Source organism: Enterobacter sp. RHBSTW-01064, from assembly GCF_014103035.1.
GTDB classification, from domain to species: Bacteria; Pseudomonadota; Gammaproteobacteria; order Enterobacterales; family Enterobacteriaceae; genus Enterobacter; species Enterobacter mori.
Window position 1 is genome coordinate 38,343 of the sequence record NZ_JABXOU010000012.1, and the last position, 13,499, is coordinate 51,841.

Genomic DNA, 13,499 nt, shown 5'->3' on the forward strand with positions numbered 1-13,499 from the left:
TTAGTTTTCGACGGAACGGATCGCTGCATCAAGATTGCTGGGGTGAAGGTTGGCCTGTAAAAACGCGCTGTCGGCGGGCAGATCAATCATGAGCTTGTGAATTTCACCGAAGGTGAGCACGCCGCTCTCCAGCTGGTAGTCGAGCAGATGTCCCCCGCCCTGACGGTCGTCGGTGATAAAGTGTTCGTGATAGCCCGCCACGTTAATGCCCTGCATATGCTGCGGCGTGCGGAACCCGACCAGCACCCCTTCGCGCTGGTTAAAGCGGAACACCGGCTGGTCGTCCAGCACGTCGGTCATCGCGCGGTACGGCGGCGTCTGGCGCGGTACGGTGCGGGTGTGGGCATGGCGGAAGTTGCCGTCGATGCGCAGCGCGCAGAACAGGTTATCGGAGGGAATTTGCTGGTCGATCGCGTCGTGGATCTGCTGACGGCTGACCGGGCCATTGAAGGTTATCCGGTACTGCGGCTGGAACCAGGTCATCACCGCGAACGGCGTTTTCTGCTCTGGCTTCGCGGCCTGGGCGCTGCCGTCGGCGCGCAGCTGGTACACTTTGCTGCTGAAGGCAATCATTTCGCCGTCCAGCTCGTTGAAGGTGCCCAGACCAAAATCACCGTGTGCCAGCAGATCGGCGATGGTGGTTTCCCCCTCGTACACGCCGCTTAGCAGGGCGCTCATTAGCGATGTCTGATAGATCACGCTGTCAGGATGCTGGGCGGAGAACCCGCGCAGGGTCTCGCACAAGCTGGCCTCACAGTCGCAGGCAGATGAATGCATCATCGTGCTCGTCCTCTTCAACTTTATTTAGAAAGGTTAAATAAATGTTGACCCGATTCAGCAGAGAGTTCCAATATAGAAACCATGGTGGTTTGAGACGTTTTTGATATGGAACTTCGTTATCTGCGGTATTTTGTCGCGGTTGCACGCGAGCGACACTTCACCAGGGCGGCCGAAGCGCTGGGTATTTCACAGCCTCCTCTGAGTCAGCAGATCAAACGGCTCGAAGAGGAAGTGGGCACGCCGCTGTTCAGGCGCCTGACGCGGGGCGTGGAGCTGACCGAAGCGGGGGAAGCCTTCTACGAGGACGCCTGCAAGATCCTGGCGCTGAGCGACGCCGCGCTGGAGAAAGCCCGCGGCATCGCGCGCGGGCTGAACGGCAGCCTGTCGATTGGCATCACCAGCTCCGACGCTTTTCATCCCAAAATTTTCGCGCTGATCCGTCAGTACCAGGTGCAGAACATGGCGGTGCAGGTTCACCAGGTGGAAGCCAATATGTCGTCGCTGACGACGATGCTGGCGGAGGGTGAGCTGGATATCGCCTTTGTTCGCCTGCCGTGCGAGAGCAGCAAGGCGTTCGAGTTAACAATCCTCGACCGGGAGCCGATGGTGGTGGCGCTGCATCGCGGCCATCCGCTGGCTGGAAGCGGCGATCTGGCGCTGGACCAGCTGCGTGATACGCCGGTGGTGCTCTTCCCGCAGGAGGTCGCGCCCGGCCTGTACGACCGGGTTTACGGCTGCTGCGAACGGGCCGGGATCGACGTGCAGCACGCGCTGCAGTCATCACAGCTTTCATCGTCCCTGAGCATGGTTTCCGCGGGTGGCGGCTTCGCGCTGGTGCCGAAGTCGATGGCGGCCATTTCTCCGCCGAATGTCACCTACCACGCGCTGAGCTCACCGGAGCTTTATACCGATATCGCGCTCTGCTGGCGGCGCTTTGAACGCTCGCGGACGGTGAAGCGGTTTCTGGCGATGATGAGCGAGGGGTAGCGGTCGGTTTGGTTGGTAGTTGTTGTAGGCCGGGTAAGGCGTAGCCGCCACCCGGCAATGCCCTTCTGGAAGCCGCCTCGCAAACCTGCAAGCAACCTTATGTAATTCATGGGCATCCCTTTTCATCCCTTCTTCACGGTCGTAAAGTGCCTGCGTTGCGGCACATCCGTAACCGGGCGTAGGAACCCGTTAGCATAACATGACATTTTTTTGCACAACGAGGATGCTAAATGGCTACTACCCCTAAATTTTCTTATGCGCTCTCTGAAGAAAGCGCTGTTCATCACCTCATCAATTTTCAGCTTTGCGATTCCGCAGATCTCTTCGAACTGGCTGACACCTGCGCCGCCTGTGTGAGCGTATTGGTGGAAACTGACGATCCCGTGACGTTTTCCATACTTTGCGAGCGCTTGCTGGAACTGCTTAAACGCCTGCGTGAACGCTGCGATACGGAACTTCCCCCGCATCTGGTTGAACGGCTCATCGCGGGGGAGAAGATCGTTCCCTGCGTGCCGGACTGCTGGCAGGAGACGGCGTTGCAGGTGGATTATGCTGCGGCGTTAACGCTGGCGGTGATGGGCGGGACAATGCCTGCGAACGTGGCGAAAGAACTCACTGGGCTACTGCATGATATGGTCTGGCTGCTGGCTGAGTTTGTGAAGGAGCCGTATATTTCGGCGCATTGAGGCGGGTGATGGGAGGCCGGGGTTCTGCTGGGTAGAAGCAGGATTTCGGCCTTACGCAAAGTACAATGCTGTCTGTTGAATGTCCGTTAAGAGCGAGAAGCGGAAGTTCGCCTATAGTTGTAATACTAATAATGTTATATGGGGCTCTACGGGGAGTAGGTGAACTATCGACTAATCCTCAATTTTACTTTTCCACTTTAATTGCATACTTTGCTCCTGAGCCACTGCGTAACATTTCGATTTCTGGCGATCCTTCACCGAATATTTCAATCCATTCTGAATGCCAAGTGCTGCACAGTGAAAACTTTCAGAACTTAGGATACAAATCCATCATGATCAGCACCATTTCCTCTCCTAAATACCTTCTCAATTATAATTACTGTTTTCATAGCGCATCAAATGATTCTTAAGCAATTGATTAGTAGTTGCTATTACACTTATCGTTTCAGCTACTAAAACAACAGCGAGTTGAAGAGCCTACAAGGCTCCTAAGGTATGGACAGCTTCAAGGTTGATAGATTGCAACTAACAAAAGCTGACGTTCATAGTGTGCCTACCAATAAATTGTATATAAAATGCTCGTTATTGCCACGTGAGATCACAAAAATCTCACTTAACCACTTGTTAATTACGTAAAAAAGGTTGTATAACTACCTTTATACTTTTATGAACAGGCTTACTGAAAAGTCTTGGAAGCAATTCTTAGAGTGTGGGTTTAATTCCCATCCTGTTCACCCATTTTTCTGGAGTAGTGATGAAGTATTGCGTCAGACTTGAATGGTTAGTTATTACAAAACTGCCATACTCAAACATTTACAACTCTGGCGATAATAAGATATTATTCAACCCTAAAAGTGGGAAGGGTTTCCTCAGAGGGATAGGTGGAAATATTTGCTCGCACTATTCTCCTGTAGTATTGGAACCAACAGCACTTTTTCATTCAACTCTTTTAGCATTCCGCGAGAAACATGGTTTCAAAGGGAAAAGATTTCCATATGAATTCGATTCATTTCTTCCCGGAATTTCAGCTCGAGTAAATATAAATCTTCATCTTTTTGATAGCGTCTTGTGCGTTAAGGTTTCTATCGATGACATTGAAGTAGAATGGGACGATGATATCTCATTTAGGGATATTCAAGACCTTGGCAAAAATAAAAATATTGCATCATTAGTTAAAAAAATAATTGCAATGATTATTGATGGAAATCGCAACGCAGCACCTATCGGTTCAATGCCTAAAATATATCCTGCAATTAGGATTATGCCGTTAGAAAAAGATCGCCATGATTGGCAATTAGAAATGGTGGAGTTAGTTACACGGCATGAAAAGTTATTTGAACCCGTCGTGCATTCAGTTCTTAAAAAAAACATAACACATCAAGTTGATCAGTCACTTATACTATTAGATAAGCAAGGGATTGTTTCATATGTTCCTTATTCTTCGCCAGAAACAGCCTCAGGGAATCTTCAGAGGTATAAAAATTCGGTATCAATATTAGAGCTTGCGGCTATATTAAAAGTTCAAATTGAATCATCTCACCCATTGGGTGAAAGTGAAGAACAGCTAATTAATAACCCACACGAAGCTATCCCAGATAGTATTTCATCGCAAAACATCTGGACTCTAATTAATAAAGAATTGAAACTTCCAAATCTTTTACAAAGAAGTAATAAAAAAATGAATAACTCTTCTGTGAAACGTAAGATACTTTTAGTTACTGTAACTGAGATAGAGAGCAAGGCTGTTATAGGAAGTGCGTTCCAAATCACCCAGAAACAACATAAGTCTTTTACGATCGATGATACGTCCTATCAGGATCTAGGAATAATTGGCCAATCTCAATGCGTTATGTGCATATCAGAAATGGGAAGTGGTGGTGTTGGAGGCTCTCATTCATCCGTTAATAGAGCAATTCAGAATCTTAATCCTGATGCAGTAATCATGGTAGGCATTGCTTTTGGAGTTGATAAAAAATCACAGTCTATCGGAGATATTCTGGTTTCAAATCAGCTTCAATTGTACAATCTGCAAAGAATTAGCAAAGACAATTCGAAAGTGCTCAGGGGAGATAGACCACATGCATCTTCTAAACTCTTGGGTTGGGTTCGTAATTCTATGCTTAGCTGGCCGGATTGCAATGCAAAAGTTTCCATTGGTTTAATTTTGAGTGGGGAAAAGTTAATCGATAATTTCAACTATCGTGATGAGTTGAAGCGCTCTGTCCCAACTGCCTTAGGCGGTGAAATGGAGGGGGATGGACTATATTCAGTATGTTTAAATGAAAAGAAAGACTGGATATTAATCAAAGCTATCTGCGATTGGGCAGATGGGAATAAAAGTATTAATAAAAAAACACAACAAAAATTAGCTGCGAATAATGCAGCCGAGTTTGTAGTGCATTTAATAAGCTCCTTGGATAGCCAGCCTTAACTTAAGGGAAAAGATTTGAAACGTCCGCTTTTGGCACAAAGCGGACATTTCTTTCATTGTCACCTCATACAGTGTACGCACTCATTAAATGAGCGCCGTCATCACGAGCATATGAAAACTGCACTCCATCAATGTTTCCACATTTTCAACCCACCAACCATCACCTAAAATGTATCCAGTCTGGAAACAAGGGGCAAGGATACACGTAGTTCAAGAGCGCCTTTCGACGCGGGCACCAGTCAATTTCCAAATCAAGCACTTGCCCTAGACGAGCTTTAACGGGTATAAAAAAAATGAGCACTCCCCATCACCAGACGACATGCGAACGCGCTTTCCCAGCCTGGATCGGATGAAATACCGGGAAAATGGTGGATCATTGATGTAGGTGGCGGGCATTTAAGAGTGATGTATTTGCTAATTTTGAGCGAAGAAAGGTCTCCGCACTCACGCAGAGTATGACAAGCTCACGGGCCTCTACCGGAGAACGAAAGAATGAACTATGCGGCAGCCATCAAAGCGGCAAACGATCTGACAAGCGAGCTTCCTTTCCTGGGTTCAAGACCGTCGCGTCAAGATTACGAGGATGCTCTGGGATTGGTGGTATATCTGATTGAGCATGATCCCGATAGCCCGCTGGTAGAGATGCTCACTACGAAGATCGATAAATACGAAAACGAGTCTCCGGAGTTTGCAGAACTTAACGCGCGTGTAGACAGCATTCAGTCAGGCGTTGCGTTATTGCGAACGCTGATGGATCAGTACCAACTCATACAGAGCGATTTTGAGAATGAGATAGGCAAGAAATCTTTGGTGAGTCGAATCCTCAACGGACAGCGCACGTTAACGCTGGATCATATGCGCGCGCTGGCGAAGCGTTTTGGCGTGCCGGTAAGTGGATTTGTGGGGAATTGATGAGGATGATTTTTTATATTAAGCAAAGAGTGACGTAGCCAAGCTGACCATGTCGCGGCTAAAACTTCTATGGTAATTATAGAGGCACGTCACTGCCTTCAAACACTTCCCTCAAACACTTTTCAAGCGATTTAGTGTTTCTTCATAAATAACCAAAAATCAATAGTTTGCGTTATTTACGCATTGTTATAGAATAATATTGCATGCCAATAATTACCCATCATTCACCACTTCTATCGCCATAACCCTAAAATGTACTGCCAGGTTCTACTGCAAAAAATTAATGAAGAGTGTACTTCCCCTTTTACGATATCATATGGGGGAAGTTATTTATTCAAAGAAGTGCTTTATCTCTTCAATCCAAGATGGAGTAGGCGTGACTTTTCCTTTTTTCTCAACAAAATAATTAACAAGGCGAATATATCTCTTGGCAAATTCGTATTTAATACCTTCTGTATTAAAAAATTTGTCTAAAATTGCTTCTTCACGAGGGCGTAAATCCATAGTGTAAAAAGAATTTAAATTCATATCATCTGTTGTTTTTCCAGCTACAATATCATCAAGATATTCAAATTCTGGATATTTGTGCATAAAAACAGTTAATGTGCGTGAAAAAATGAAGCCATTCAAGCAGTTTTCAATTTCCGTTGGGGGTGATACTTTGTTGGAATTTATATCAACGAGAATTGTAGCGCTGGTAACCGGATCGTTAATGATACGTTTACATTTAATTTTTTCAATATTATTAACTTGATAATTAACCAATTCACGGTCAGTATCTGATAATAAAAATACTTTTCCATTTATATCTTTGCGAAGATCATCATGGCTGGCCTCTAAAAGTTGGAATATTTTTTTTACTTCTTTAGCTCCGCCGACAGGGACAATTCTCAATTTCTTTTTCTCAACCAATTCACGCAAATAATATCCAAGATAAAGCTTTTCGGTTGAGCCCTCACAAATCAACCAATTATATGGTTCTTCTGCTAAGGTGCTAGATATTATAGATTGAATAAGATCATTTGTGCTTTTCAACCTAATATCATAGGGTATTTTATTACCAGACTCCTTGTTTTTTTTCTTTATTTCTTCGCGATATCCAGCTAAATCATATAAAGTAAAGTGATGTGTTTGATTTTCCTTTATGATTGAAGTTGAACATCCATTCTCAACAGTTGGAAGATATCCATACCAATGTGTGGTAAATATCAACTGACAGCAGTTCCTACTAATATTATATAAATTTTCAAATTGTTCGAAACATGCTGACATATGAAGTGAACATTCGGGTTCGTCAATCGCAATTAATAAATGATCTCCGTTTTCACGATGATTTGTAAGAAAGCCATGGGCAATATCAATGATTGCTTTTTGTTTTTCACCTGAACTTAATGAACTAATTTCAATCCAGGTGCTAGAATCTCTTTTATTCAGCTTCCTAATTCTGAAGTAAGCGTCAATAATAAGCTTGTAAATATCTCTTCTCTTCAGGTTTTGCTGACGATCTCCTGAAGTTCTATAGCTATACACCTCAAGTTCATTCTCAATTTGAGTGATGAAAGCATTCAACTCGCCATTTATTTTTGTTATGGTTTCATTAGGGATTTTTTCTCTGATAATTTCTTCTAAACTTTCCCCCATTAATTTTTGTATTTCGTTTGTTTCAAGCTTAGTGAAAGTTTCAGGGTCAATATCTTTTGGTATGTAAATGTACTCATACTTATCCCTTAAGTAAGCAAGAAAGCCCTGAAAACGATTAATTAATGAAGATGTGGATAATCTGTTATTTTCAATTTCCTCTGCCGGAGGGTTAATGATTTCGGTAAGAAGCTTACAATTAAGTATTGACAGATTGACTATGCCAGAATTGTCACAGCCTATAGGAAGTAGAAAATAATTGTCAATTTCATTGTTTCTTCTGATTTTTTTAATGTGATCCATAAACGATACAATTGGTGGCCTTGTAGTTGGTGTCATCGGAACTCCGCTACTACGCTCATCAAAGTTGAGTGACAGTTGAGTTAGCCAATGCGCGGCCTCATGGTGACGTTCTGGAATATCTTCTTTTTTAATCATAAATACAGGAACAATATTTGGAGAAATTGTTCCTGTGGATGCTTTTTTGAAACCAGTGTTTAAATTCCAGCTTTTTCCGTTAAAGAAAGAATCAAGAGATTCCAGAACAGAGCTTTTCCCAATTCCATTATTTCCAATTAATCCACAAAAATTACTTCCGCTTGATAAAGGTATGTAGTTATTGCCACCATACGTCTTGAAATATCTCAAAAAAAGTCCGATTATCATTTTAAGCCCCGAGTATTTATAAAGTTTAAGTTTTTTTTAAGGTTGGGTTGATACAATCCAACGGATTGAACTTTACAGCCTCTTCTAAATGATCTGGTGCGAAGTGAGCATATCGCATCGTCATTTTGATATCGGTATGGCCGAGAAGTCTCTGCAAGATAAGAATATTACCTCCATTCATTATAAAGTGGCTAGCGAATGTGTGGCGAAAAACGTTGGTAAGTTGCTCTGCGGATAATTCATCTTCTTCGAATCGTCCGATAATGATAAAATTTTTTTATCATGATTGCCAACCCTATTCCGATGGTGAAGACATCATTTTCTCCATAGCAGTTAATACACACTGAAATAAGATTTTTAACATTACTCATCAGCTCTCCTTATCTTGCACCGTTTTGCTCCTGACAGATTTTATCGGAATTCTGGCGTCCATCAAGATGGCTAGTATCCTTAGAGTAACCGAAGATAGTACCCGCACCAATCTTTTATAGATTGCTATTTTTAAAAGGCAAATTATATATTTCCAGCATAGCGAAGCGGCTGTTGCTGCTGTGATATGCTGCACCAGCAACACCCACCTTACAGCAAAAGATGGGCTTCGCCAGGTTCAGCGCATGTACCCTTTTATTAAAAATCAAGGTCGACTTTAACTACCCCTGATGCATCTATTTTATCATCCTGAACAGTAAGCATATCAACAAACTCATTGAAGGAGTTTGCTATTTTAGTCAGCCCGGAGGTCACTACTGAATCATTGAATATTGGATCAGACTCGTGATCCCAAAACCAAATCTCTCCCGACATACCTCCTTTGAGGCAAAGACAGATTTGATTATCACCAGACGAGGCTCCTATCGGTAACCATTGATCGCGAAAATCATTCCGGTATGTATCAGCCATTTCAAAGACAGTATATTCTTTACCCGATTCTGCAAGGCCATACAAAGACTCAAGCGTATCGTTTCCTTGCTCATCAGACCACGGAGATGGTTGTAACGCCTTGAAAACTATATTTACATCAAAAAGAACAGAAACGCCAAAATGAAGTAAATAGGCACGATAACTTTCAGGAATTGGCCCTATTGATGTTTCTAATGTATTTAAACTCTTTTTCAGTTCATCTAATGGTAATGATGTCGGTTTCGCTCCAAAGCGCTCTAATTTTTTCAACATTTTCCTTTCCTCCTCATATCTGATGCGGAGCCAATATGTGGCACATTGCCATGAAGATCTCTTGGCACAAGAATTATAGTATTCGCACTCAGATGATGTGGAGTAAGCATTTTTTCCCTTAACAAATTCTGAGCAGCTTTCTGTGTAATGCCTTTTTTCTCTGCAATGGCACTATATACTTTTGAAAAATCTTTATCCGTCCCATTCAGCACACCATCTTCGAAAGTAAGTGTACCTTTTGACCACGCAGAAAAATCAGGCCTTCCTTCACTGAAAGGTATAGGCTGGTTCGATGTAACTGCATTAACTTTGTCATTATATGAATACCAGTTACTTTCTCCTGGTATACCGTCCCAATGGCCATTATTTCTTGGGAGCCTGACACCTGCTAACCCCCACGGATCAATCCACCCCAACGGGTTCGGCGCATACTGATAAAGATTCCACCCACCATTCAACCCAATCGGATCCTGCACAATAAACCGCCCGACCTGCGGGTCGTAGTAGCGGAATAGGTTATAGTGCAGCCCGGTTTCACCGTCAGCGTACTGCCCAGCATAGCGAAGCGGCTGGTGAGCCATTGCCGTGCGATTCACAAGCCGTGAGAACCCTTCGCTCTGATGGCGCACCTCGCCAAAGCTGCCGTACTGGCCGCTCCAGCACACCGCGCCGCGCTCGTCGGTCACTTCCAGCGGCGCGCCGTTTAGATCGGTGTTGAACCAGTAAATCTCACCGCTGCTCTGGTCACGAAGGTGATCCACCCGCGCCAGCGGGCTCCAGGCTTCATTCGGGTCGTAAATATATGTGCTGCACAGCCCGCTCTCCTGCTGCTCCTGCAGCAGGCGGTAGCCCTGCCACAGGAAACGGGTGTCGGTGGTGCCGTGCGTCGTGGTGACGATTTTACGCGTGCGGCGGCCCAGCGCGTCGTAGTGATAGCGCGCCTCAAAGCGTCCTTGCGGCCCGGTTCCCCGGGCGGACACCAGACGGTTCTCGGCGTCATACGCATAATGCTGTTCATACAGCCCGTTGCGGCGGCTGACCAGGTTGCCCCAGTGGTCGTATTTCATGAACAGCGCCTGCCAGTGCTGCAGGCGGTTATCCGTGACCGGTGCCGGATCGTCATTGGCGGCGAGGTTGTCCGCGGCGTCGTAGCTGAACTGCGCGCGGCTGTGCCCCTGGCGGGCCTCGTAGTGCTTCAGCAGACGCCCTTCGGCGTCGTAACCGTAGTCCACCTCACCGCGCAGGCTGTCGCTGACGCCGGAAAGCTCACCGCGCGCGGTGTAGCGATACAAGCGTTCCAGTAGCGCCTGCTCCGGCAGGGTCACGTCCGTGCTCAATTCGCTGCGCTGCAGGGTGCGTCTGCCGAGACTGTCATACTGACGGAGCTGCTCGCGCGCGCCCTGAGTGCGGCACACCTCGCGGTGCAGGCGGTCGCGGGTGAATTCGGTCACCAGCTGCTGCCCGAAGCGGATGGCGCTGACGTGGCCGGAGCCGTAGTGCAGCCAGGCCAGCTTTTGCTCGCCGGGCAGCGTCAGGCCGGTCAGGTTGCTCAGGGCATCCCATTCGTAGCCCACCTCGCCGTTAATGCCGGACTCGCTCAGTACGCGTCCGGCGGCATCGTGGCGGTAAGCGATCTCATCGCTTTCGATACCCAGGGCAACGCCTTCGGCCGTCGGCGTGCGGCGGATGCGGGTAATCTGGCCGCTCAGGTCGCGGAAGTAGCGGTACTCCGCGTGGCGCTGAGTGCGCCCGATCAGCAGCCCGCTGTCGTCATAGCTGAACTGCTGAACGCGACGGGCGATACCGCCGTCGGCGGCAGGCCGGCCGTTTTCTTCGAGCGCGCAGAGGAACCCTCGCGCGTCCCATTCCATATGGCGCACGGTCTCGTCCGGGCGCGTTTCGCTGAGCGGGCGCCCCACGGCGTCGTAGGTGAAGCGGTATTCCGCCCCGTTGCCGTTATCGAGTCGCAGCAGGTTACCGCGCGGGTCGTAGCGCCACTGGCGCACGCGGCCAATACGGTCGGTGAGGCTGACAGGGAGGCCGAGCGCGTTATAGGCCCAGCTCACCTCGCTTTCCAGCGGGTCGCGCCAGCCCGTGAGCTGGCCGCGTTCGTTCCACACCAGAGACTCGCGGCTGCCGTCCGGATGGATCACGGCGCTCAGCAGCCCGACACGGCTCCACTCCCGCCGCGTGATATTCCCTTCCGCATCCTCGCTGGCAATCAACTGCCCGAATCGGTCGTAGGTGAAGCGGGTGACGCTGCCGGAGCAGTCGGTACGCTGCGTCAGCAGCCCCTGGTGGTTCCAGACCAGGCGCACCACGCCGCCGATGGCGTCGGTGATGCTCTCCGGCAGGTTTTCTTCATCATCGGGATAGCGATACGCGGTGGTGCTACCGGCCGGATCCGTTTCCGACAGCAGGCGACCGCGAAGGTCGTACATGGCCTGCGATGAGGTGCCATCCGGGTAAACCGTGCGGGTGATGCGGTCGGTCAGGCGATGCCAGTGATACTCCGTGCGACGGCCAGCCGGGTCCGTCTCGCTGGTCATGCGGCCGTATTTGTCCCACGTGCTGCGGCGCATTGCGCCGCCCGGCAGAATGACGTCGCAGAGCTCGCCGTCGCGGTAGACAAACGTCGTCTGGCGGCCGTCGTAATCCGTGAAGCGCGCGACGTTGTCGTCGTCATCCACCAGCCAGTGCGCCTGCGCGCCGTCTTCGCGGGTCGCACGGCGGGTACCGTTATCAAAATCGTATTCGAACGTCAGCTGTTCGCCGCCGCTGTGGCGGAAGCCGACCACGCGCGGCAGGCCGTCAATCTCCCGCCAGCGATATTCGCTCAGCAGGCCGTTGGCGTCCTCGTGGGCGCTCATCAGCCCGTCCTGCCAGCGGAAGCGTCGGCGCACGCTACCGCCCCGGCCGGTCACGGAGACCAGCTGGCGCTGTTCATCATAAGCGTAACTGACCAGGCAGATCTCGTCATCCAGCCAGGCGCCGAGGAGCCTGTCGCGGTCGTAGCGGCAGACCACGCGCTGGCCCGCGCTGTCGGTCAGGGCATGCAGGGTATTATCCGCATTCCACTCGAAGAGGATATCGTTGCCGCAGGGTTCAGAGATGCGCTGGAGCAGCGACGGGGCATCATCCCGCAGCGGCGCATAGTGCCAGCGCTCGCCGCTGACGTCATACACCGACCAGCTGTCGTCCTGGTGATGTTCAAGCCAGTTTTTTTCACTTTCGCAATAGGTGCGCAGCCCTTTCGGGACCTTCGGGAAGGCGACGTAATCGCCAGACGGCGCGCGCCACACCAGGCCGTCCTGATACGGTTCCAGGCGGCTTTCCCAGAACAGGCTCCAGCCGCGGCCCAGCATGCTGTCGCCGGGGTTGCCGCTGCGCCAGTAGCGCTGCCAGCGCACCGGAAGACGGGAAGGCAGGACGAAGTCCAGCTCATCATCCCCGCTGAGAAACTTCTGTCCGCTGACGATATCCACCGGGCGGGCGATGATCCCCGCGGCCGCCACGCCGGTCATCAGCGTGCCGGCGCGGCAGGCGATACGGGCCAGCTTGTTGATACCGGGGATTTTGCCCAGAAGCTTAGAGAGCGCCCCGACTTTACCAGCGGCACCGCCCCATCCGCCGAGCAGGCCGGCAAACAGCAGGGTAAGATCGGAGACCTTGTAGAGCCACTCGGGCACTTCAGACTGAATGGGCAGGGTTTGCTGCGGGTCGCCGCCGATAATGACGTTGTCCGAACCGGTCATCACCTTCGCGTCGCAGGTGGTGCGATCCCCGATGCGGGAGGCAGGCTGGCTGTTAATGGAGACGCGCTTAGAGCCTTCGGCCATCTGCTGCGAGCCGTCGTCAGAACAGTCGACGGTGCTATCGGTGGCAAGCGCGGCGGGTTTACCGTTGATAAACACGTTGGGCGAGCCGGAGGTGATGACGCCTTTCTTCGTCATGCTGGATGCCCCGGCGTCCGCGATGCTGTCCCGGGCGGCGGTTGCCAGCTCCCCGGTGTAATACCCCACGGCGAGGCTGGCGCCGACGAGCAGGACGCCCACGCCAAGGCAGGATGCGCCGAGACCGGCTATAAACATGGCCCCCGCCAGAATGCCCCCGGCGGCGGCAATCAGGCCACCGACAATCGTTCCGGCAATCATCCCGGCCAGCGCACCGGAGTGGCCGATATCATCACCAACGCGTGCTGCTTCAAACATAACAACGGTCCCTGA

8 protein-coding genes and 1 pseudogene are annotated in these 13,499 nt (G+C 49.6%); 4 read left to right on the plus strand and 5 right to left on the minus strand.

Going from position 1 to position 13,499, the window contains the following annotated elements:
- Positions 1 to 780, minus strand: a complete 780-nt coding sequence (gene budA / locus HV355_RS23385) for an acetolactate decarboxylase (RefSeq protein ID WP_182403765.1) — start codon at positions 778 to 780, stop codon at positions 1 to 3.
- A 105-nt stretch (positions 781 to 885) separates the two neighbouring features.
- Between budA and HV355_RS23390 the strand changes: the two genes are divergently transcribed.
- From HV355_RS23390 to HV355_RS23405, 4 genes are all read left to right on the plus strand, one after another.
- Positions 886 to 1,767, plus strand: coding sequence for a LysR family transcriptional regulator (locus tag HV355_RS23390; RefSeq protein WP_182403767.1), 882 nt, complete (start codon positions 886 to 888; stop codon positions 1,765 to 1,767).
- A gap of 230 nt (positions 1,768 to 1,997) precedes the next feature.
- The gene (locus HV355_RS23395) at positions 1,998 to 2,453 is read left to right on the plus strand and encodes a hypothetical protein (RefSeq protein ID WP_182403769.1); all 456 of its coding nucleotides are present in this window, start codon (positions 1,998 to 2,000) and stop codon (positions 2,451 to 2,453) included.
- A 754-nt stretch (positions 2,454 to 3,207) separates the two neighbouring features.
- Positions 3,208 to 4,884, plus strand: coding sequence for a hypothetical protein (locus tag HV355_RS23400; RefSeq protein WP_182403771.1), 1,677 nt, complete (start codon positions 3,208 to 3,210; stop codon positions 4,882 to 4,884).
- Positions 4,885 to 5,376: 492 nt separating this feature from the next.
- Positions 5,377 to 5,796, plus strand: coding sequence for a helix-turn-helix domain-containing protein (locus tag HV355_RS23405; RefSeq protein WP_182403773.1), 420 nt, complete (start codon positions 5,377 to 5,379; stop codon positions 5,794 to 5,796).
- A gap of 330 nt (positions 5,797 to 6,126) precedes the next feature.
- Here HV355_RS23405 and HV355_RS23410 read toward each other — a convergent pair whose 3' ends face one another.
- From HV355_RS23410 to HV355_RS23425, 4 genes and pseudogenes are all read right to left on the minus strand, one after another.
- Positions 6,127 to 8,100, minus strand: a complete 1,974-nt coding sequence (locus HV355_RS23410) for an AAA family ATPase (protein ID WP_182403775.1) — start codon at positions 8,098 to 8,100, stop codon at positions 6,127 to 6,129.
- A 25-nt stretch (positions 8,101 to 8,125) separates the two neighbouring features.
- Positions 8,126 to 8,341: pseudogene (locus tag HV355_RS23415) on the minus strand (tyrosine-type recombinase/integrase); the annotation flags it as partial.
- Positions 8,342 to 8,727: 386 nt separating this feature from the next.
- The gene (locus HV355_RS23420; protein ID WP_182403777.1) at positions 8,728 to 9,273 is read right to left on the minus strand and encodes an SMI1/KNR4 family protein; all 546 of its coding nucleotides are present in this window, start codon (positions 9,271 to 9,273) and stop codon (positions 8,728 to 8,730) included.
- On the minus strand, positions 9,267 to 13,484 hold the full coding sequence (locus tag HV355_RS23425) for an RHS repeat-associated core domain-containing protein (RefSeq protein ID WP_249420903.1): 4,218 nt from the start codon (positions 13,482 to 13,484) through the stop codon (positions 9,267 to 9,269). Before HV355_RS23425 ends, HV355_RS23420 begins: the two co-directional genes overlap by 7 nt.
- Positions 13,485 to 13,499: the final 15 nt, after the last annotated feature.